At 68.5% G+C, this 21,718-nt stretch carries 17 protein-coding genes and 2 tRNA genes; 16 read left to right on the top strand and 3 right to left on the bottom strand.

Annotated elements, in window-relative coordinates:
- Positions 1–464 (top strand): HD domain-containing protein (locus tag P1P70_RS04625; protein ID WP_319234802.1); only part of this gene is annotated, 464 nt, incomplete at its 5' end.
- A gap of 18 nt (positions 465–482) precedes the next feature.
- Here the strand turns inward: P1P70_RS04625 and P1P70_RS04620 are convergent.
- On the bottom strand, positions 483–1,685 hold the full coding sequence (locus P1P70_RS04620) for an acyltransferase family protein (protein WP_319234800.1): 1,203 nt from the start codon (positions 1,683–1,685) through the stop codon (positions 483–485).
- A 579-nt stretch (positions 1,686–2,264) separates the two neighbouring features.
- Here P1P70_RS04620 and P1P70_RS04615 point away from each other — a divergent pair.
- On the top strand, positions 2,265–2,459 hold the full coding sequence (locus tag P1P70_RS04615; RefSeq protein WP_033526477.1) for a hypothetical protein: 195 nt from the start codon (positions 2,265–2,267) through the stop codon (positions 2,457–2,459).
- 626 nt (positions 2,460–3,085) lie between these two features.
- Here the strand turns inward: P1P70_RS04615 and P1P70_RS04610 are convergent.
- A tRNA-Gly gene (locus tag P1P70_RS04610) sits at positions 3,086–3,159 on the bottom strand.
- 188 nt (positions 3,160–3,347) lie between these two features.
- On the opposite strand from P1P70_RS04610, the gene P1P70_RS04605 reads away from it, so the two are divergent.
- The 5 genes from P1P70_RS04605 (at position 3,348) to clpX (ending at position 8,294) form a co-directional block, all read left to right on the top strand.
- A tRNA-Pro gene (locus P1P70_RS04605) sits at positions 3,348–3,424 on the top strand.
- A gap of 195 nt (positions 3,425–3,619) precedes the next feature.
- A complete protein-coding gene (gene tig, locus P1P70_RS04600) occupies positions 3,620–5,020 on the top strand; it encodes a trigger factor (RefSeq protein WP_319234798.1) in 1,401 nt (466 codons plus the stop codon).
- Positions 5,021–5,429: 409 nt separating this feature from the next.
- Positions 5,430–6,044 (top strand): ATP-dependent Clp protease proteolytic subunit, encoded by a 615-nt coding sequence (locus tag P1P70_RS04595; protein WP_060884713.1) that lies wholly within the window; start codon positions 5,430–5,432, stop codon positions 6,042–6,044.
- A 79-nt stretch (positions 6,045–6,123) separates the two neighbouring features.
- A complete protein-coding gene (locus tag P1P70_RS04590) occupies positions 6,124–6,804 on the top strand; it encodes an ATP-dependent Clp protease proteolytic subunit (RefSeq protein WP_319234796.1) in 681 nt (226 codons plus the stop codon).
- A gap of 203 nt (positions 6,805–7,007) precedes the next feature.
- Entirely contained in the window at positions 7,008–8,294 is a 1,287-nt protein-coding gene (clpX, locus tag P1P70_RS04585; RefSeq protein WP_060884715.1) for an ATP-dependent Clp protease ATP-binding subunit ClpX, read from the top strand.
- A gap of 70 nt (positions 8,295–8,364) precedes the next feature.
- Here the strand turns inward: clpX and P1P70_RS04580 are convergent, their stop codons facing one another.
- The gene (locus P1P70_RS04580) at positions 8,365–9,321 is read right to left on the bottom strand and encodes a hypothetical protein (protein WP_319234793.1); all 957 of its coding nucleotides are present in this window, start codon (positions 9,319–9,321) and stop codon (positions 8,365–8,367) included.
- A gap of 137 nt (positions 9,322–9,458) precedes the next feature.
- Here P1P70_RS04580 and P1P70_RS04575 point away from each other — a divergent pair, with 137 nt between their 5' ends.
- The 9 genes from P1P70_RS04575 to rodA all read left to right on the top strand — a co-directional run bounded on the left by P1P70_RS04575 (position 9,459) and on the right by rodA (position 21,687).
- Entirely contained in the window at positions 9,459–12,083 is a 2,625-nt protein-coding gene (locus P1P70_RS04575; protein ID WP_319234791.1) for a valine--tRNA ligase, read from the top strand.
- Positions 12,084–12,292: 209 nt separating this feature from the next.
- Positions 12,293–13,819 carry a bifunctional tetrahydrofolate synthase/dihydrofolate synthase gene (folC, locus tag P1P70_RS04570; RefSeq protein WP_319234789.1) on the top strand — a complete coding sequence of 509 codons (1,527 nt, stop codon included), beginning with the start codon at positions 12,293–12,295 and terminating at the stop codon, positions 13,817–13,819.
- 10 nt (positions 13,820–13,829) lie between these two features.
- Positions 13,830–14,183 (top strand): DUF4233 domain-containing protein, encoded by a 354-nt coding sequence (locus P1P70_RS04565; protein ID WP_319234787.1) that lies wholly within the window; start codon positions 13,830–13,832, stop codon positions 14,181–14,183.
- Positions 14,184–14,259: 76 nt separating this feature from the next.
- Positions 14,260–14,673, top strand: a complete 414-nt coding sequence (gene ndk, locus P1P70_RS04560) for a nucleoside-diphosphate kinase (protein WP_045557536.1) — start codon at positions 14,260–14,262, stop codon at positions 14,671–14,673.
- A 414-nt stretch (positions 14,674–15,087) separates the two neighbouring features.
- Positions 15,088–16,107, top strand: a complete 1,020-nt coding sequence (locus P1P70_RS04555; RefSeq protein WP_005479350.1) for a rod shape-determining protein — start codon at positions 15,088–15,090, stop codon at positions 16,105–16,107.
- 174 nt (positions 16,108–16,281) lie between these two features.
- Positions 16,282–17,235, top strand: a complete 954-nt coding sequence (mreC, locus tag P1P70_RS04550; protein WP_319234785.1) for a rod shape-determining protein MreC — start codon at positions 16,282–16,284, stop codon at positions 17,233–17,235.
- Between the two features lie 28 nt (positions 17,236–17,263).
- Positions 17,264–17,935, top strand: coding sequence for a rod shape-determining protein MreD (gene mreD, locus P1P70_RS04545; RefSeq protein WP_319234783.1), 672 nt, complete (start codon positions 17,264–17,266; stop codon positions 17,933–17,935).
- A 195-nt stretch (positions 17,936–18,130) separates the two neighbouring features.
- Positions 18,131–20,494: a penicillin-binding protein 2 gene (gene mrdA, locus P1P70_RS04540; protein ID WP_319234781.1), complete on the top strand. Its 2,364-nt coding sequence runs from the start codon at positions 18,131–18,133 to the stop codon at positions 20,492–20,494.
- Entirely contained in the window at positions 20,491–21,687 is a 1,197-nt protein-coding gene (gene rodA, locus P1P70_RS04535; protein WP_319234780.1) for a rod shape-determining protein RodA, read from the top strand. Before mrdA ends, rodA begins: the two co-directional genes overlap by 4 nt.
- Positions 21,688–21,718 lie beyond the last annotated feature (31 nt).

Raw genomic sequence — 21,718 nt, 5'->3', positions numbered from 1 at the left:
CCCTCACCCTCCCCGAAGTGGAGACCCTCGCCCGCACCGCCCACGCCACCCAGACCGACAAGGCCGGCCACCCCTACACCGAACACCTCCAAGCGGTAGCCCACGGCGTAGCCACCCGCGGCGGCGACCCCGACCAGATCGCCGCAGCCTGGCTGCACGACGCCATAGAGGACAACGCCCTCACCGAGGAATGGCTGACCCACGCCCTCCTGACCCCCCGCACGAAGGCCATCGTCCGAGCCCTCACCAAACACCCCGGCGAACCCCCGGAGGCCTACGCCGCCCGCATCCTCGCCACCCCCGGCGCCCTCCTGGTCAAACAGTCCGACCTGGCCCACAACGCGAACCCCACCCGCCTGGCCGTCCTGGACACCCCCACCCGCACCCGCCTGACCGCCAAGTACGCCCACATGCGAAACCTCCTCGGCCTGCCGGACGAACCGGCAACCGAGGAGGTGAGGTGACGCTGCCCCGGGGGGGGGCTAGCCCTTGGCGCCGACCTTCCCGCGCTCCCGAGCCAGTTCGGCGGCGTCCCTCTTGAACGCCCACTCCATCTTCGGCTCCATGGCGAACCGGAACATCCGCTGCACCGGCGGCGTGCACAACACGGTGATGACGGCCGCCGCGAACACCGTGACGACGAGCTCGCCGAGCGGCTGGTACACCCACGCGTTGGCGTCGTACCAGTCCCAGAACCGCGACCCCTTCGCGAGGAACCCGTGCAGCAGGTAGCCGTACAGCGTGCCCGCGCCCAGCACGGTGAACCACATCTTCCGCCGGGGCACCCAGGCGAAGAAGCAGGTGGTGAGCACCATGGAGCAGCCGAAGAGCGCGAAGGTCATGACGACCCCGGCCCACCACGGCGCGCCCAACTCCTGTGCGCTGTCACGGTGGTAGAACCACGCCGAGTTCATGTGCGGCCCCACCCAGTACGCCATCGCCAGCGCGGCGGCCGCCACCGGCACGGACAGCATCCGCACCTCACGGCGCCGCATGAACTGGAAGTGCGCGGGCTTCATGAAGAGGCCGACGACGAAGAACGGCAGAAACTGCAGGACGCGTTGCAGGTCCAGGTCGTCGCCGATGTCGGGCGAGACGGACGCGAGCGCCGCGATGCCGAGCGCCACCGGGATCGGCCAGCGCACCACCTTCCACAGCGGGGTCGTCAGACGCCACACGAACAGCGCGATCAGGAACCAGGTCAGGTACCACGGGTCGAGCAGGCTGATCGGGTGCGAGGGATCGTCGTTGCCGTACCGCTTGAAGAAGGAGTACGCGATCTCGAAGAGGACGTACGGCACGGCGATGCCGGTGATCAGCCGGCGGAGCCGGTCGGCGCGCATGTCGAAACTGCGCGAGAAGTAGCCGGAGATGATGATGAACGCCGGCATGTGGAAGGTGTACACGAACATGTACAGCGCCTCGGCGGCACGGCTGTGGTCGGTCAGCGGCTCCCACGCGTGCCCCATCGCGACGAGCACGATGGCGAGGTACTTGGCGTTGTCGAAGAACGCGTCACGTTGTTTGGCCGGTCTGGCGTCCGGGGAGGCGCCACCTGGCGTCGGGTGAGGGGACGAGGACTTCAGCGAGCGCGGACTCGGCACTCCGTCGGCCGGCGACTGTGGTGACTGTGCCGGTGGGAGCGGCGCCCTGGACCGGTCGTGCGGTCGCAGCGAGTTCGTCACAGACCTTCCCTCCGATGAATCCGGAGGGCGGTCCGAGCACTCGCTGCGCAAGCGGGGGACGAGGCAGCGGTGAACATCTGAGGCACCCTAGCGTTGTCTGTGCGATTTCGTAAAACCACCGACGTGAATCCTGTATTGAGGGGTACGTGTCACTCACGGGTACCCAGGATTCGGTGAAGTGTGCCTCGGGCAGAACATCACCGTCCGTACACCTCAAGGCACATGGCATGCGACGATCTGTCCGCATTCATCCCGACTAAATGGTGCATACCGTGCGCAGGCGATTCCGGTGAAATGTCCGGTTAATTACCGCCCTGGGTGCGCTTCTTGGTGTGTCTGTGGCAACAATTCGAATTCCCTGCGCCCAGGTTGTGTGTGCATGGAAACGATCACCCCGAATTCACGTCCGAAGCCGACTCGTTGACCGGGGACGGGGGTGGCGCGGGTGCGGTGCCGTGGTCGACGTTGCCTCAGCCCCTGCATATGACGGCCTGGTTGGTGGCACGATGGTTCTGGCGGGGTGCGCGTGGGGTCGGCGCCCCGGGCCGGGAGTGCGGACCGACCGAGGGTGTGATCTGTGTGGCCATTTCGCTGTCAGTGGTGCTCTTGCTGGGGATCATCCTGGTGGTTCTGATGCGGGGAGGGACGATCAAGGCCGGTCCGGCCGTCGTCGCCATCCTCTTCGGCTTCTTCCTCGCCTCGACGGGCATGGCCGACGACATCCAACGCTTCCTGAACTCGATAGCGGACACGATCAACTCGATCCAGTTCTAGTGACCGTCCGCTCTAGTGACCGTCCGCTCCAGTGACCGTCCGCGCGGCCGTCGCGCGGGGGACAGTCAGGACAGAAGTGCCGGGATCGGGATGGTCGGGATGGTCCGGCCCGCGTCCACCGTGGGACTGAGGCTTCCGCTCCTGGCGTCCCAGTCCAGGCTCCGCACGGCCCGTCACGGAACCTCGTACGTCCGGTCGATGTTGCGGATCAGGACGACGGTTCGGTCGTAGCGTACGAGCGGAACCAGCTGGATCCCTTCCCACGACGGCGGCGACGCTCAGCGGGCTGATGAGGCCCGAGACCTTCACGACCGTCACCCCTGGCAGGGACCAGATGCCCAGGGCCACGGCGCCCGCGGCGACGGCGACAACCAGGGCAGCCGTCACCTGCCGGTCCAGCCAAGGCCTCACTCGATGCATCAGCGCTCCCTTCGGCAGCAACGCTCGTCGCAGCCGGGTCCTTCCGTTCAGGGCAGCCGTGAAAAGCTCGGAACTGCGATGTGTCTCCCGCCCGAGGGGCACGCGGGGCACGCGGGGCACGCGGGGGACACATCGGACTGAAACGACCCCCGGAAGCGACTCAGGGCCAGGCCGAGGAGAAATCCTCTGCCTGGCCCTGAGCCATCTGGAGCGGGCGACGGGAATCGAACCCGCGTAGCTAGTTTGGAAGACTAGGGCTCTACCATTGAGCTACGCCCGCACACCGCGCGCCGCAGGTCGGAGGACCGCGGCACAGAAGGCATCGTAGCGGGTCGGACGCCCCGGCCGCACACCCCTTCCGGTCGCGCCCCCCGACCGCTCCCGCGCCCGCCGTCGCGCGCGCCCGCACACTCGGTAAATCCGGCAACCGCACGGGCTGCGGGCATGTACCCTACGTGTCGCACCAGACGGGGTGTGGCGCAGCTTGGTAGCGCGTCCGCTTTGGGAGCGGAAGGCCGTGGGTTCAAATCCCGCCACCCCGACCACCGCGCCGGTACGGCGCCCGCCACCGGCAAGATCACCTTTTGGGGCGTGTACCGCCTGCGGTTACTATGCAAGCTGCGCGCCCGTGTGTCTGCACTCTCACGTCTCTCAAGGGCCGCGAATCCGCTGAAGCCCCGCCACCCCGGCGGGGGACATCGGCAGAACCCCAAGAAGTCAGCCCCCAAGGAGACCGAACCGTGAAGAGCGCCGTGGAGACCCTGAACCCGACCCGGGTTCGGCTCAGCATCGAGGTGCCCTTCGAGGAGCTCAAGGACAGCCTCGACGCGGCGTACAAGAAGATCAACCAGCAGGTCACGGTGAAGGGCTTCCGCAAGGGCAAGATCCCGGCCCGCGTCATCGACCAGCGGTTCGGCCGCGGTGCGGTCCTGGAGGAGGCGGTCAACGACGCGCTCCCGAAGTTCTACACCGACGCGGTCAACGAGGCCGAGCTCAACGTCCTGGGCCAGCCCGAGGTCGACATCACGGAGCTGAAGGACGGCGAGACGCTGAACTTCACCGCCGAGGTCGACGTCCGCCCGACCATCGAGATCCCGGACTACTCCGGCATCGAGGTCGAGGTCGACGCCGTCGAGGTCACCGAGGAGGACATCGAGAAGGCGGTCGAGCAGCTCCGCGAGCGCTTCGCCTCCACCTCCCCGGTCGAGCGTGCCGCCGAGGACGGCGACGTCGTGACGCTCGACCTCGAGGCCAAGGTCGACGGCGAGGTCCTGGAGGACGGCGTCGCCGAGGGCGTCTCGTACACCATCGGCTCCGGCGAGCTGCTGGACGGCATCGACGACGCCGTGAAGGGCCTGGAGGCCGGTGGCGAGACCACCTTCACCTCCGAGCTCAAGGGCGGCTCGGCGGCCGGCAAGGAGGCCGAGGTGACCGTCAAGGTCTCCCAGGTCGCCGCCCGTGAACTCCCGGCCCTGGACGACGAGTTCGCCCAGCTCGCCTCCGAGTTCGACACCCTCGAGGAGCTGCGCGCCGACAGCCGCAAGCGCCTGGAGAACATGAAGCAGTACGACCAGGCCACGCAGGCCCAGGAGCGCGTCCTCGAGAAGCTGCTGGAGCTCGTCGAGGTGCCCGTCCCCGAGAAGCTGCTCGAGGACGAGATCAACACCCGCAAGCACAACCTGGAGCACCACCAGCTCGGCCAGATGGGCCTCGACCTCGAGAAGTACCTCGAGATCCAGGGCAAGACGGTCGAGGAGTTCGACGCCGAGACCAAGGAAGCGGCCGTCAAGGGCATCAAGACCCAGTTCGTCCTCGACGAGCTGGTCGCCAAGGAGAAGCTCAACGTCAACCAGGAGGAGCTCACCGAGCACCTCATGCGCCGCGCGGCCTCCTCCGGCATGTCCCCGGACCAGTTCGCCCAGGCCGTCGTCCAGAACAACCAGGTCCAGCTCCTCGTCGGTGAGGTCGCCCGCGGCAAGGCTCTGGCCCTGGTCGTCGAGTCCTCCACCGTGAAGGACACCAACGGCGAGGTCGTCGACCTGGACGACGACGAGGAGGAGACCACGGAGGGCTCCGCCGAGGCCACCGAGGAGACCCCGGCGGCCGCCGCCGAGGCCGAGGAGAAGGACCCCGAGGCCTGATCGCTCCGCTGATCGCCTGACGACGGGCCCCTGGATCACTTGTGACCCAGGGGCCCGTCGGCCTACCCAAGGGGCGCGGGGAACTGCGCGACCAGCCACGTACAGGCCGCACCCGCCGATCCACCTGGCGTGGCAGACGCGTCTGCGGCTTGTTCCTGGCCGGTCGCGCAGTTCCCCGCGCCCCTGTCCGGGCCGGGAGCCACAAGGCACCCGCTCGACCCAGCGGAGCGCACACGCATGCGCTGACAGCGAACAGTTCCCTCTGCGGGATTCACCGGCGGAGCCACCGCGTTAGGGTCCATGAATACGAGGGCGGAGCCGTCGGGAAAACGGCTCGGCCCCCGGAAGGGAAACGTGAAGACGGCCCGGCGCCGTCGTAAGACGAGCAGGTGGATACGTGACGAATCTGATGCCCTCCGCCGCCGGCGAGCCTTCCATCGGCGGTGGCCTCGGCGACCATGTCTACAACCGGCTGCTCAACGAGCGGATCATCTTCCTCGGCCAGCCGGTCGACGACGACATCGCGAACAAGATCACCGCACAGCTGCTGCTCCTTGCCGCCGACCCGGACAAGGACATTTACCTGTACATCAACAGCCCTGGCGGTTCCATCACGGCCGGCATGGCGATCTACGACACCATGCAGTACATCAAGAACGACGTGGTGACCATCGCCATGGGTCTCGCGGCCTCCATGGGGCAGTTCCTGCTCAGCGCGGGCACCCCGGGCAAGCGCTTCGCGCTGCCGAACGCCGAGATCCTGATCCACCAGCCCTCCGCGGGCCTGGCGGGCTCCGCCTCGGACATCAAGATCCACGCCGAGCGGCTGCTGCACACCAAGAAGCGCATGGCGGAGCTCACCTCCCAGCACACGGGGCAGACCGTCGAACAGGTGACGCGCGACTCGGACCGTGACCGCTGGTTCGACGCCTTCGAGGCCAAGGACTACGGCCTCATCGACGACGTCATCGCCACCGCCGCGGGCATGCCGGGCGGCGGCGGCACCGGGGCCGGGCAGGCGTGACGGCACCCGCCGGCACGCAGACCCCCGTAACGCCCCCAGCCGACCGCCTCAGCCCCTCTCAGGCTCCCAGGAGACACAAGTGAACGACTTCCCCGGCAGCGGCCTCCATGACGGCGCACGCTCCCAGTACTCGGGCCCGACGGCCGAGTCCCGTTACGTCATCCCGCGCTTCGTCGAGCGCACCTCGCAGGGCATCCGCGAGTACGACCCGTACGCGAAGCTCTTCGAGGAGCGGGTGATCTTCCTCGGCGTGCAGATCGACGACGCCTCCGCCAACGACGTCATGGCGCAGCTGTTGTGCCTGGAGTCGATGGACCCCGACCGGGACATCTCGGTCTACATCAACAGCCCCGGCGGCTCCTTCACGGCGCTCACCGCGATCTACGACACGATGCAGTTCGTGAAGCCCGACATCCAGACGGTCTGCATGGGCCAGGCGGCCTCCGCCGCCGCGATCCTGCTGGCCGCCGGTACGCCGGGCAAGCGCATGGCGCTGCCGAACGCCCGCGTCCTGATCCACCAGCCGTACAGCGAGACGGGCCGCGGGCAGGTCTCCGACCTGGAGATCGCCGCCAACGAGATCCTCCGGATGCGTGCGCAGCTGGAGGAGATGCTGGCCAAGCACTCGACCACGCCGATCGAGAAGATCCGCGAGGACATCGAGCGCGACAAGATCCTCACGGCCGAGGACGCGCTGTCGTACGGCCTGATCGACCAGATCATCTCCACGCGGAAGATGAACAACGACAACGTCCGCTGACCGCGAAAAAGCTGTAATGTCTGCCGCCCCTTGGCATGGTTGGCACCGTTTGACCCAGTGCACGACAAGGTGCACGACAAAGCGAACCGTGCCAAGGGGGGCCCGAACGGGGGGCCCGGCAAGGTACCGTCGACATAAGGCAGCACCAGGAGCCGCTGGATTGAAATCGTCCAGTCGTCTCCCAGGCGAAGGGGAAGCACACCGTGGCACGCATCGGTGACGGCGGCGATCTGCTCAAGTGCTCGTTCTGCGGCAAGAGCCAGAAGCAGGTCAAGAAGCTCATCGCAGGGCCCGGTGTGTACATCTGCGACGAGTGCATCGACCTCTGCAACGAGATCATCGAGGAAGAGCTCGCGGAGACCAGCGAGGTCCGCTGGGAGGAACTCCCGAAGCCCCGCGAGATCTACGAGTTCCTCGAGGGGTACGTGGTGGGCCAGGAGGCGGCCAAGAAGGCGCTCTCCGTAGCCGTCTACAACCACTACAAGCGGGTCCAGGCCGGTGAGAACGGCGGCGGTCAAAGCCGCGAGGACGCCATCGAGTTGGCGAAGTCCAACATCCTTCTGCTGGGCCCCACGGGCTCCGGCAAGACCCTCCTCGCCCAGACCCTCGCACGCATGCTGAACGTCCCGTTCGCGATCGCGGACGCGACCGCGCTGACGGAGGCGGGGTACGTCGGAGAGGACGTCGAGAACATCCTGCTGAAGCTCATCCAGGCGGCCGACTACGACGTCAAGAAGGCCGAGACCGGGATCATCTACATCGACGAGATCGACAAGGTGGCCCGAAAGAGCGAAAACCCGTCCATCACCCGCGACGTATCGGGTGAGGGCGTGCAGCAGGCCCTCCTCAAGATCCTCGAAGGCACGACGGCCTCGGTCCCGCCCCAGGGCGGACGCAAGCACCCGCACCAGGAGTTCATCCAGATCGACACGACGAACGTCCTGTTCATCGTGGGCGGCGCCTTCTCCGGCCTGGAGAAGATCATCGAGTCCCGGGCCGGCGCCAAGGGCATCGGCTTCGGCGCCACGATCCGCTCGAAGCGCGAACTCGAATCGAAGGACCAGTTCGAGGACGTCATGCCCGAGGACCTGGTCAAGTTCGGCATGATCCCGGAGTTCATCGGCCGTCTCCCGGTCATCACCTCGGTCCACAACCTGGACCGCGAAGCGCTCCTGCAGATCCTCGTCGAGCCCCGCAACGCGCTGGTGAAGCAGTACCAGCGCCTCTTCGAACTCGACGGCGTGGAGCTGGACTTCGAGCGCGAGGCCCTCGAAGCCATCGCCGACCAGGCCATCCTCCGCCAGACCGGCGCCCGCGGCCTGCGCGCCATCATGGAAGAGGTCCTGATGTCGGTCATGTACGAGGTCCCGTCCCGCAAGGACGTGGCCCGAGTGGTCATCAACGCCGACGTGGTCCGCTCCAACGTCAACCCGACGCTGATTCCGCGCGATGCGCGGGGGCGGGGTCCGGGGGAGCAGAAGACGGCGTAACTCGTCGGCGTTACACACACATCGAGGGGCCCTGGTCAACTGACCAGGGCCCCTCGTGGTTGGCAGAGTGTCAGGCCTCGACGCGCACGTCGTTGCGCAGCTTGGCCGCCAACTGGGCCGCCTCGTCGATCGTCGAGCTCTTGCCGGCGGCCATGGCGGCCATATCGATGGAGATCACATACGCGACCGTGCTGTGGTCACCCCAGATGCACACCGGCAGCGTCATGGTCTTGCCGCCTTCGGAGCCCTCGCTCTCCTGGCACTTCATGATGCCGTTCTCAAAGCCCTCGGGTGTGACTTCCTGCGGGCTGCCCACGAGCTTGCCGTCGGAGCCGGACCCCTTCTCGGACTCCGCCTTCATGCTGGCGAACATCGCGTCGATGACCTTCTCCGGGTCTTCGACCGTGCCGTACACCCCGGAGAAGGTCAGGTTCTTGGCGGTGATGCCCTCACCCGAGGTGTAGGTCGAGCGGACGTCCTTGGGGTCCTGAACACCCCAGTCCTCCGTCTGCTTGATCTCCTTGTCGGTCATCCCACTGCTGCTGCCGCCGTCGCCCTTCTTGTACTCGCCGTCGATGACGGTCGCCGGCGTAGTCAGCTTGTGCGGCCCGTCGTCCGCGATGTCCCCGCCGCCACCGCCGCCGAGGACGAAGTACGCGCCCACCGCGACCGCCGCCACCACCGCGACCGCGCCCAGGATGATGCCGACCTTCTTGCCGCCACCCCCGGAGGGAACCGGCGGCTGCGGCACCGTCGGGTAGGGCTGCTGCTGGCCGTACGGGGGCTGCTGACCGTACGCCTGCTGCTGGCCGTACGGCGGGGTCTGGGGCGGAACGCCCTGGGGAGCCTGCTGGGGGTACCCGTAACCCGGCTGCTGCGGCGGCGCCTGCTGCGGGTAGCCGTAGCCGGGCTGGGGGGCGGCCTGCGGCGGCTGCTGGCCGTAGGGGCCCGGCTGGCCGCCCGGCTGACCGTACGGTCCGGGCTGCTGGGGCTGCCCGCCGTACGGGCCCGGCTGGTTGTGACTCATGTTCTGGGTTCCCCTCCAGATGCTTATGTGTTCCTGACATCCTGGCGCAAAGTCGATGGGTGCCACGCACTGGGGGGCACACCGTTACGGAAGAATCCGGTTTCGGGACCACCCCGTGACACCCCTAAACTGAGCGGGTGACCGAGAACGCTCAGCAGCAGCCTCCAGCGCCCGCCACCGATCTGCCGACCCAGTACGCGCCGGCCGATGTAGAGGGGACGCTGTACGAGCGCTGGGTAGAGCGTGGTTACTTCGCGGCCGACGCCAAGAGCGACAAGCCCGCGTACACCATCGTCATCCCCCCGCCGAACGTCACCGGCAGCCTGCACCTCGGGCACGCCTTCCAGCACACCCTCATGGACGCCCTGACCAGGCGCAAGCGCATGCAGGGGTACGAGTCGCTGTGGCTGCCCGGCATGGACCACGCCGGCATCGCCACCCAGAACAAGGTCGAGCAGCAGCTCGCCGAAGAGGGCAAGTCCCGCCACGACTTGGGGCGCGAGGAGTTCGTCGAGCGCGTCTGGCAGTGGAAGGAGGAGTACGGCGGCAAGATCCTCGGCCAGATGCGCCGCCTCGGCGACGGAGTCGACTGGGACCGCGAGCGGTTCACGATGGACGAGGGCCTGTCCAAGGCTGTCCAGACCATCTTCAAGCGGCTCTACGACGACGAGCTGATCTACCGCGCCGAGCGCATCATCAACTGGTGTCCCCGCTGTCTGACGGCCATCTCCGACATCGAGGTCGAGCACCAGGAGGACGCCGGCGAACTGGTCTCCATCCGGTACGGCGAGGGCGACGACAGCCTCGTCGTCGCCACCACGCGTGCGGAGACGATGCTCGGCGACACCGCCGTCGCCGTCCACCCGGACGACGAGCGCTACCAGCACCTCATCGGCAAGCTGATCAAGCTGCCGCTGACCGACCGCTCCATCCCGGTCGTCGCCGACACCCACGTCGACCCGGAGTTCGGCACCGGCGCGGTCAAGGTCACGCCGGCGCACGACCCGAACGACTTCGCGATCGGCCAGCGCCACGACCTGCCGTCCATGACGATCATGGACGAGCACGGCGTCATCACCGTCCACGGCCCCTTCCTCGGCCAGGACCGCTTCGAGGCCCGCTCGGCCGTCGTCGGCGCGCTGCGCTCGCAGGGCCGGATCGTCGCCGAGAAGCGTCCGTACGTCCACTCCGTCGGCCACTGCTCGCGCTGCAAGACCACCGTCGAGCCCCGCCTGTCCATGCAGTGGTGGGTCAAGGTCGCACCCTTGGCCAAGGCCGCCGGTGACGCCGTCCGCGACGGCCGGGTCAAGATCCACCCCGAGGACATGTCGAAGCGCTACTTCGACTGGGTCGACAACATGTACGACTGGTGCATCTCGCGCCAGCTGTGGTGGGGCCACCGCATCCCCGTCTGGTACGGCCCGAACGGCGAGACGGTCTGCGTCGGCCCCGACGAGCAGCCGCCCACCGGCGAGGGCTGGACCCAGGACACCGACGTCCTGGACACCTGGTTCTCCTCCGGCCTGTGGCCGTTCTCCACGCTCGGCTGGCCCGAACAGACCGAGGACCTGCGGAAGTTCTACTCCACGGACGTCCTGCTCACCGGTCACGACATCATCTTCTTCTGGGTCGCCCGGATGATGATGTTCGGCCTGTACGCCATGGACGGCGAGGTCCCCTTCAAGACCATCGCGCTGACCGGTCTGGTCCGCGACGAGCGCGGCAAGAAGATGTCGAAGTCCTTCGGCAACGTCGTCGACCCGCTCGACTGGATGGACAAGTACGGCTCCGACGCGCTCCGCTTCACCCTCGCGCGAGGCGCCAACCCGGGCACCGACGTCCCGATCGGCGAGGACTGGGTCCAGGCCTCCCGCAACTTCGCCAACAAGATCTGGAACGCCACCCGCTTCGCGCTGATGAACGGCGCGACCGTGGAGGGCCCCCTGCCGGAGGCCTCGAAGCTCTCGGCGACCGATCGCTGGATCCTCGCCCGTCTCAACGAGACCGTCGAGCAGGTCGACGCCCACTACGAGGACTTCCAGTTCGCGAAGCTCAGCGAGGCGCTGTACCACTTCGCGTGGGACGAGGTCTTCGACTGGTACGTCGAGCTGTCCAAGACGACGTTCATGGCGGGCGGCGAGCCGGCCGAGGTCAGCAAGCGCGTCCTGGGCGAGGTCCTGGACGTCACCCTGCGCCTGCTCCACCCGGTCATCCCGTTCGTCACGGACACCCTGTGGACGACGCTGACCGGCGGCGAGTCCCTCGTCATCGCCGACTGGCCGAAGGACAGTGGCTTCCGTGACGACGCCGCCGAGCGTGAGATCGAGCTGGTCCAGCAGGTCGTCACCGAGGTCCGTCGGTTCCGCGCCGACCAGGGCCTCCAGCCCGGCCAGCGCGTCCCGGCCCGGCTGACCCTCGACGGTACGGCCCTGGCGCCGCACGGGGCCGCGATCCGCCAGCTCCTGCGCCTCCAGCCGGAGGGCGAGGGCTTCGCGGCCACCGCGACCCTGCCGGTGGCGGGTGCCGAGGTCGCCCTCGACCTCTCCGGTGTCATCGACGTCGCCGCCGAGCGCAAGCGCCTCGCGAAGGACCTCGCGATGGCGGAGAAGGAGAAGGCCCAGGCCACGGCGAAGCTCGGCAACGAGGCGTTCCTCGCGAAGGCGCCGGACCAGGTCGTCGACAAGATCAGGGGCCGCCTCGCCAAGGCGGACGAGGACATCGCCCGCATCGCCGCCCAGCTGGAGCGACTGCCGCAGGCGTAGCCGTGCGCAGGCAGGCGAAGGCCCCGGTGCTTCCAGGCGCCGGGGCCTTCTGCTGCCCGCAGGTGAGCAGGGCGGGAAAGGGCGCAGCCCTTCAGGGGCGCGGGGAACTGCGCGAGAAACCACCACGCACCCGCAGCCGCCACCCGACCCGTATCCCCGAGCTGTGAGGCGCCCCCGGTCCCGCGGAGCCCGACTCGTAGACTGGCCCCGTGAGCGAACGCAGTGACCCGCAGCCCGACCCGATCGACCCGACCGATCCGACCGATCCGTTCGAGGAGATCATCGCTGCGGAGACCGACCGGGATCCGGACCTCGCGGTGATCGAGGCCGGCAGCCGTACCCTGCGTGCCCAGGGCGGCGCACCGCAGGCCGACGTGCCGACCAGGCCCACCGACCCGGCCGTCGACAAGGCCCTGCGCGACGTCGAGGCCGGCCTCGCGACCCGCTGGGGCGAGACCAAGCTGGACCCCTCGGTCACGAGGATCGCCGCGCTGATGGACGTCCTGGGCGAGCCCCAGCGCTCGTACCCCTCGATCCACATCACCGGCACCAACGGCAAGACCTCCACGGCCCGCATGATCGAGGCCGTCCTCGGCGCCTTCGAACTGCGCACCGGTCGGTACACCTCCCCGCACGTCCAGTCGATCACCGAGCGCATCAGCCTCGACGGCGCCCCCATCTCCGCCGAGCGGTTCATCGAGACGTACGAGGACATCAAGCCGTACGTCGAGATGGTGGACGCGGGTCAGGAGTACCGGCTCTCCTTCTTCGAGGTGCTGACCGGCATGGCGTACGCCGCCTTCGCCGACGCGCCCGTGGACGTCGCGGTCGTCGAGGTCGGGATGGGCGGCACCTGGGACGCCACCAACGTCATCGACGGGGACGTCGCCGTCGTCACCCCCATCGACCTCGACCACACCGACCGGCTGGGCACGACGCCCGCCGAGATCGCGGTCGAGAAGGGCGGGATCGTCAAGCAGGACGCGACCGTGATCCTGGCGCAGCAGCCGGTGGACGCGGCGCAGGTGCTGCTGAAGAAGGCCGTGGAGGTCGACGCGACCGTGGCCCGCGAGGGTCTGGAGTTCGGTGTCGTCTCGCGGCAGGTCGCCGTCGGCGGACAGATGCTCACCCTGCGCGGGCTGGGCGGTGAGTACCCGGAGGTCTACCTCCCGCTGCACGGCCCGTACCAGGCGCACAACGCGGCCGTGGCGCTCGCCGCCGTGGAGGCGTTCTTCGGCGTCGGTTCGCAGCGGCCCGAGCCGCTCGACATCGACACGGTCCGCAAGGCCTTCGCTGCCGTGTCCTCGCCGGGCCGGCTGGAGGTCGTACGGCGGTCCCCGACCGTCGTGCTGGACGCCGCGCACAATCCGGCGGGCGCCCGGGCCACGGCCGAGGCCGTCGGTGAGGCGTTCGACTTCAGTCGGCTGATCGGTGTGGTCGGGGCGAGCGGCGACAAGAACGTGCGGGGTGTCCTGGAGGCCTTCGAGCCGATCTTCGCCGAGGTCGTGATCACGCAGAACTCCAGTCACCGGGCGATGGACGCCGACGAGTTGGCCGGCATCGCGGTGGAGGTGTTCGGCGAGGAGCGGGTGCAGGTCGAGCCCCGGCTGCCCGACGCCCTGGAGGCGGCGATCACGCTCGCCGAGGAGGAGGGCGAGTTCGCGGGCGGTGGCGTCCTCGTCACCGGTTCCGTCATCACCGTCGGCGAGGCCCGGCTGCTGCTGGGGAAGGGCTGAGTTCCACGACATGCGTACTCTCTGTGCTTCGACGCTGATCGGCGAGTTCTTCGTGATCGGCTTCGCGGGGCTGGTCGCCATGAAGGACCCCGACCTGGCCATGTCCACGGTCTGGACGGTCAGCGGCATCGCCATGTTCTTCTGCGTCCTGCTGTGCGGTCTGGTCACCAGGCCCGGTGGGATCCAGCTCGGCTGGGCGCTCCAGATCGCGCTGATCCTCTCCGGGTTCTTCGTCCCGACCATGTTCTTCATGGGCGCGGTCTTCGCCGCCCTGTGGTGGGCCTCGGTCCACTTCGGGCGGAAGGTCGACGAGGCCAAGGCCCGGTTCGCCGCGCAGGCCGCCGGCGAGGCAGGCGCTTCCTGACGCTGCGTAACACCCGGCGGGACCCGCCCTGTAGCCTCTGAGCTCCGCACCCGCGTGAAACGAAGGAGTCACCACAGTGAGCCAGCGCACCCTCGTCCTGCTCAAGCCCGACGCCGTCCGGCGGGGCCTGACCGGCGAGATCATCAGCCGCATCGAGCGCAAGGCCGGCTGGCAGATCACCGCGCTGGAGCTGCGGACCCTCGACCAGGACACGCTGGAGCAGCACTACGGCGAGCACAAGGGCAAGCCGTTCTACGAGCCCCTCGTCGCGTTCATGGCCTCGGGCCCGGTCGTCGCGCTGATCGTCGAGGGCGAGCGTGTCATCGAGGGTGTGCGGGCGCTCGCCGGTCCGACCGACCCGATCGCCGCCGCGCCCGGTTCCATCCGTGGTGACTACGGCGTGATCGTGCGCGAGAACCTCATCCACGCGTCGGACTCCGAGGAGTCGGCCGAGCGCGAGGTCAAGATCTTCTTCCCCGGGCGCGCGTAGTAGCGTTCGCGACGGCGGGGGCCGGCGAGTCCGCTCGCCCCCGCCGCCCGAACACTTGTGGAACACCCGGAACAACCGCCCCGACATGCGGGGCAGTTCCGGAACACCCGGCCATCACCCACACGGCCCACACCCCGGCTGACCAGCCAACCCCGCCGAAATTGGGCCGTACAACGGCATATGCGCGGCGATCGGGGGAACGCGCACCCTCGATGGACCGTCTCCAGAGGCGAGGCGGCGCATCGCATGCCCACAATGGCGAAGACCCTCGCGCAGTGTTCGTGCGGGCGAGACTACGATGTAAGCCTTCACGTCACAGCACCCACTTCGCCGACCCGAAAAAGCCCTGAAAAGCCCTCAAAAGCCGTCAGTGCTCCGCTTGGGAAGGCCACACGAATCCTGATGGGGAACTCAATGTCGTTCATCGGCCGTGACATGGCTGTCGACCTCGGGACCGCCAACACGCTGGTGTACGTCAGGGGTCGCGGGATCGTACTGAACGAGCCGTCCGTCGTCGCGATCAACACCAACACCGGTGGCATTCTCGCGGTCGGCGCGGAAGCGAAGAAGATGATCGGGCGGACCCCCGGCAACATCGTTGCCGTACGTCCGCTGAAGGACGGTGTCATCGCCGACTTCGAGATCACCGAGCGGATGCTCCGCTACTTCATCCTGAAGATCCACAAGCGGCGGTATCTCGCCCGTCCCCGGGTCGTCGTCTGCGTGCCGTCCGGCATCACCGGTGTCGAGCGCCGCGCCGTCATCGAGGCGTCCTCCCAGGCGGGCGCCCGTCAGGTGCACATCATCGAGGAGCCCATGGCCGCGGCCATCGGCTCCGGCCTGCCGGTCCACGAGGCCACGGGCAACATGGTGGTGGACATCGGCGGCGGCACCACGGAGGTCGCGGTCATCTCCCTCGGCGGCATCGTCACCGCCCAGTCCATCCGCGTCGCGGGCGACGAGTTGGACAACGCGATCATCCAGCACATCAAGAAGGAGTACTCGCTCCTCCTCGGTGAGCGGACGGCCGAGCAGATCAAGATCACGATCGGTTCGGCGTACGACCTCGACGCTGACGAGCACACCGAAATCCGCGGCCGGGACCTGGTGTCCGGGCTGCCCAAGACCGTCGTCATCTCCGCCGGGGAAGTGCGGAAGGCGATCGAGGAACCCGTCAACGCCATCGTCGATGCCGTCAAGACGACCCTCGACAAGTGCCCCCCGGAACTCTCCGGCGACATCATGGACCGGGGCATCGTCCTCACCGGCGGCGGCGCCCTGCTGCGCGGTCTCGACGAACGGCTGCGCCGGGAGACCGGAATGCCGATCCATATCGCCGAGGACCCGCTCGACAGCGTGGCGCTCGGCTCGGGCAAGTGTGTCGAGGAGTTCGAGGCGTTGCAGCAGGTGCTCGACGCCCAGCCCCGCAGATGACTTCACCCTTCGATTCCGCCGTACGGGACGTTCTCTTCTCGTGCGGCGGATCGTTGATATCGAGGCATAAGCTCCCACAAAGCGCCCCTGTTGTTCCCGTTCCGGGATTCCCAGGGGCTACCCGAATTCCCCCGATCCTGTCGAATTCCTATGAGGAAGGCACGGCCGCCGCACGTGAGGGACACACGAGAGAGCCGGCTGCTCCTGGTGCTGCTGGTCGCCGTCGCGTTCGCGCTGATCACGGTGGACATCCGCGGCGGAGAGGACTCACCGGTCGACGGTGCCCGACGTGCCGCCGCCACCGTCTTCGGCCCGATCGAGGACGGCGTGTCGACCGCCGTCGACCCCATCGGCAACGCCATAAGCGCCGTCCGTGACTCCGGCACCCGCCACGACCGCCTCGCCGCGCTGGAGAAGGAGAACGCCGAACTGAAGGCGGCCCTCGGCAGCGACGACCGCAACGGCAGCCGGGTCGAACAGCTCGACAAGATGCTGAAGACCGCCGCGAACGGCCGGTACGGCATCAAGGGCGCCGAGGTCATCGCCATAGGAGCGGCCCAGGGCTTCTCGTGGACCGTCACCATCGACATCGGCACCAACGACGGCATCACCCGCGACATGACCGTCCTCAACGGCAACGGACTGGTCGGCCGCGTCACCACCGTCGGACCGAACACCGCGACCGTCCTCCTCGCCAACGACCCCGACTTCACCGTCGGCACCCGGATGGAGGCCACCGACGAACTCGGCTTCGCCTCCGGCCAGGGCGACCGGCCGCTGCGCGTCGAACTGCTCAACGGCAAGGCCAAGGTGAAGGAGGGCGACCGCCTCGTGACCTTCGGCTCCCAGGCCGACAAGCCGTTCGTCCCGGGCGTCCCGGTCGGTGTCGTCTCCCGCGTCGACCCCTCCGGCGGCGACCTCACCCGCACGGTCTACGTCAAGCCGTTCGTGGCCTTCACCCAGCTGGACATCGTCGGCGTCGTGGTCCAGCCGCCCCGCAAGGACCCGCGCGACACCGTCCTGCCGGCCAGGCCGAAGGCCACCCCCACGCCCACCGTGACGGTCACGGTCACCCCCGGCGCGGACGAACCCGGCGAAGGCGCCGACGGACAGCCGCAAGAGCAGTAGACGTAGGACAGTAGGAGCTGACCCCCTGATGCGTTTCAACCGGATGCTGCTCTCCACCACCCTGGTGATCGTCGCCCTGGTGATCCAGGTGAGCGTCCTCGCCAGACTCCATCTCCCGGGCGCCGTCCCCGACCTGGTGCTCCTCACCGTGCTCGGCCTCGCCCTGGTCTACGGCCATGTCGGCGGCGCCCTGATCGGCTTCGGCGCCGGGCTGCTGTCCGACCTCGCGCCCCCCGCCGACCACGCGGCCGGCCGGTACGCCCTCGTCCTCTGCGTCATCGGCTACCTCGCGGGACTGGCCAAGCCCGAGACGGGCCGCCTGAAGTCGGCGACCGGACCGATGGCCGTGGTCGTCGTCGCCGCCCTCGGCTCGACCCTGCTGTACGCCGGTGTCGGCGCCCTCGTCGGAGACGACGCGGCCCGCCACGTCGGCCTGCCCAGCCTGCTGTTCACCGCCGCGCTCTACGACCTGCTGCTCGCGCCCTTCGTCGTCCCCGGTGTCATGGCGCTCGCCCGCCGGGCCGACAACGACCCGCTCGCCGAGACGGGCAGCGCCGCCAAGGCCGCCGACGTCGCCTCCGGCTGGCTCTCCTCCGGCACCGGCCTGCGCATCGGCAACCAGCGCGGCGGGTTCCGCATCAAGGCCGCGCGCTCACGGATGGCCAGGGCGGGACGCATCAAGGGGGTCAAGCGGCTGTGACGGCACGGCACATGACACCGCGCATGACACCCGGGGCGGGCGCGGCAACGGATGCGGGAACGGATGCGGGAACAGATGTGGGAACCGATCACCGCCGGGCGGTGTACCCCATGTACCAGCACTCCGCGCACGGCCCGCACGAGCAACACCGGCACAGGCACCACCCGCACACGCTCTGAGAGGGGGAGACAGGCAGTGACCAACATCCCGGAGACCGGGCGGACCCCACGGGTCCAGATCCGGCTCGTCATCATCCAGATCCTCGTCTTCTCCCTCCTCGGCACCCTCGGCGGCCGCCTCTGGTACCTCCAGATCCGTGAGGGCGATGCCTACGCCAAGGAGGCCTCCGGCAACCACGTCCAGCAGGTGGTCCAACCCGCCGTGCGCGGCTCGATCCTGGACGCCCGCGGCGTGCCCATCGCGGACAACGAGACCCGCCTCGTCGTCTCCGCCTCCCGCACCGACCTGCTGAAGATGGACGACGACGGCAAGGCCGTCCTCACCAAACTCGCCGGCGTCCTGGACATGAAGCCCGAGGACGTCATGGACAAGACCCGGCTCTGCGACTCGGAGACCCCCCAGCCCTGTTGGAACGGCTCGCCCTACCAGCCGATCCCCATCACCGACGAGGCCACCGCCAAGCAAGCCCTGCAGATCCGTGAGCGCTCCGAGGACTTCCCCGGCATCACCGCCGAACCCCAGGCCGTCCGCCGCTACGCGAGCCCCGGAGGCTCCAAGACCTCCCAGGTCCTCGGCTACCTCTCCCCGGTCACCGACGAGGAGATCACCAAGGCGCAGGACACGGACTCGCCGTACCTCCGCTCCGACCAGGTCGGCCGCTCCGGCCTGGAGCGCCAGTACGACAAGGAACTGCGCGGCAAGGCCGGCGTCACCCGCTACGAGGTCGACAACCTCGGACGGGTCATCGGCGAGGCCGAGGCCGACCCCGCCCAGCCCGGCGCCAACCTCGTCACCAGCATCGACGCCCGGGTGCAGCGCATCGCCGAGTACGAACTCAACGAGGCGATGAAGGAAGCCCGCAAGCAGAACGACCGCAACACCGGGACCAACTACAAGGCGGACTCCGGCGCGGTCGTCGTGATGGAGGCCAAGACCGGCCGTGTTGTCGCCATGGCCTCCAACCCGGACTACGACCCGAACGCCTGGGTCGGTGGCATCTCCGCCAAGGACTACGCCAAGCTCACCGGCAAGAAGTCCAACTACCCGCTGCTGAACCGCGCCATCCAGGGCCAGTCGGCCCCCGGCTCCATCTTCAAGCCGATCCCGACCGCCGCCGCGGTGAACGCCGGCTACTCCTTCAACGGCCCGTACGACTGCTCCAGTTCGTACTCGATCGGCGGCCAGGTCTTCAAGAACTTCGAGTCCCAGAGCCACGGCGGCATCAGCCTCGGCAAGGCCCTGGAGGTGTCCTGCGACACCGTCTTCTACCGCCTCGCCCACGAGGAGTGGAAGCGGGACGGCGGCATCAAGCCCAAGAAGGGCGCCAACGACTGGTTCTACAAGACGGCCCACCAGTTCGGCCTCGGCGCCGAGACCGGTATCGACCTGCCCAACGAGGTGACCGGCCGTATCCCGGACCGCAAGTGGAAGCTGGACTACTGGAAGGCCAACAAGGACGCCTGGTGCAAGTACGGCAAGAAGGGCGGCTCCTACGCCGAGCAGATCGCGTACGAGAACTGCCTCGAAGGCAACCGCATGCGCGCCGGTGACTCCGTCAACTACTCCATCGGCCAGGGCGACACCCTCGTCACCCCCATCCAGATGGCCACGATCTACGCGGCCATCGCCAACGGCGGCACCCTCTACGACCCCACGGTCGGCAAGGCCGTCATCAGTGCCGACGGCAAGAGCGTGCAGGAGATCGCACCCAAGTCGCACGGCAAGCTGCCGATGACGAAGAAGACCCACGACGAGATAGACGAAGCCCTCGAAGGAGTCGCGACCCGTGGTACGGCCGCCTGGCGCTTCCAGGGCTGGCCGCAGGAGCAGATCCCGATGCACGCCAAGACGGGTACGGCGGAGGTCTACGGCAAGCAGACGACCTCCTGGTTCGCCACGTACACCAAGGACTACTCGATCGTGATGACGATCTCCCAGGGTGGTACGGGCTCCGGCGCCTCGGCGCCCGCCGTGCGCAAGCTCTACAACGCGCTCTACGGCGTCTCCGAGGAAGGGAAGATCGACAAGAGGAAGGCGCTGCTGCCCACCCCGCAGAAGGGCCTGCCGAAGATCGAGTCCGACGGCTCGATCGACTCCCCGAAGCTGGAGTCATACCCGCCGAAGAAGTCGAAGAAGGAGGCCGCCGAGGACGGCACCCAGGCGCTCGCAGCGGGGCCGGGCGCCCGGCCGGTCTCCTTCGACGTCCCGGCGGCGATCCTCGACACGCGTGGCGGCGCCACCAACCGCGCCACCCGCCGACGCGACGATCGCGGTCGACGGCGAACGGGCGGCGGCGGAGGAGGCCGTTGTGGCAGTAGCACCGCCACCGCCACCGCCACCGCCAGCGCCAGCGGCAGTGGACGGAGGAGGTCCGGATGACCGGCAACAGCTTCTCCGTCTCCGGGTACGGACCCGAACGCACCGGCTGGACCCGGCTGTTCGCCCGTGACTCGCTCGCCCGCCGACTCGACTGGCCGATACTGTTCTCGGCCATCGCGCTCTCCCTGATCGGCGCGGCCCTCGTCTACTCGGCGACCCGCAACCGCACCGAGCTCAACCAGGGCGACCCGTACTACTTCCTGCTCCGGCACCTGCTCAACACCGGCATCGGCTTCGCCCTGATGATCGGCACGGTCTGGCTCGGCCACCGCACCCTGCGCACGGCCGTGCCCATCCTGTACGGCATCTCGGTGCTGCTGATCCTGCTGGTGCTCACCCCGATGGGTGCGACCATCAACGGCGCCCACGCGTGGATCGTCGTCGGCGGCGGCTTCTCGCTCCAGCCCTCCGAGTTCGTGAAGGTCACGATCATCCTGGGAATGGCGATGCTGCTGGCCGCCCGGGTGGACGCGGGCGACAAACCCCACCCCGACCACCGCACGGTCGTCCAGGCCCTCGGTCTCGCCACCGTCCCGATACTGATCGTGCTGCTCATGCCCGACCTCGGCTCGGTCATGGTCATGGTGGTCATCGTGCTCGGGGTCCTGCTCACCTCCGGCGCGTCCAACCGGTGGGTCCTCGGCCTCATCGGCACCGGCGCCGTGGGCGCGATCGCCGTCTGGCAGCTCGGGGTGCTCGACGAGTACCAGATCAACCGCTTCGCGGCCTTCGCCAACCCCGAGCTCGACCCGGCCGGCGTGGGCTACAACACCAACCAGGCCCGGATCGCCATCGGCTCCGGCGGGCTGCTCGGCACCGGGCTGTTCAAGGGCTCGCAGACCACGGGACAGTTCGTGCCCGAGCAGCAGACCGACTTCGTCTTCACGGTGGCCGGGGAGGAGCTCGGCTTCGTGGGAGCCGGGCTGATCATCCTGCTGCTCGGTGTCGTCCTGTGGCGGGCCTGCCGGATCGCCCGCGAGACCACCGAGCTGTACGGCACGATCGTCGCCGGGGGCATCATCGCCTGGTTCGCGTTCCAGTCCTTCGAGAACATCGGCATGACCCTCGGCATCATGCCGGTGGCGGGGCTGCCGCTGCCGTTCGTGTCGTACGGCGGTTCGTCGATGTTCGCGGTGTGGGTGGCGGTGGGGTTGCTCCAGTCCATCAGGGTGCAGCGCCCGATGTCGGCGTAGGGGCTCGGAGTCTCCTTCGGGGGCAGGCCTG

The organism is Streptomyces sp. MB09-02B (assembly GCF_033794485.1).
In the GTDB taxonomy this organism is placed as follows: domain Bacteria; phylum Actinomycetota; class Actinomycetes; order Streptomycetales; family Streptomycetaceae; genus Streptomyces.
This window is presented reverse-complemented; position numbering and strand designations above follow the sequence as displayed.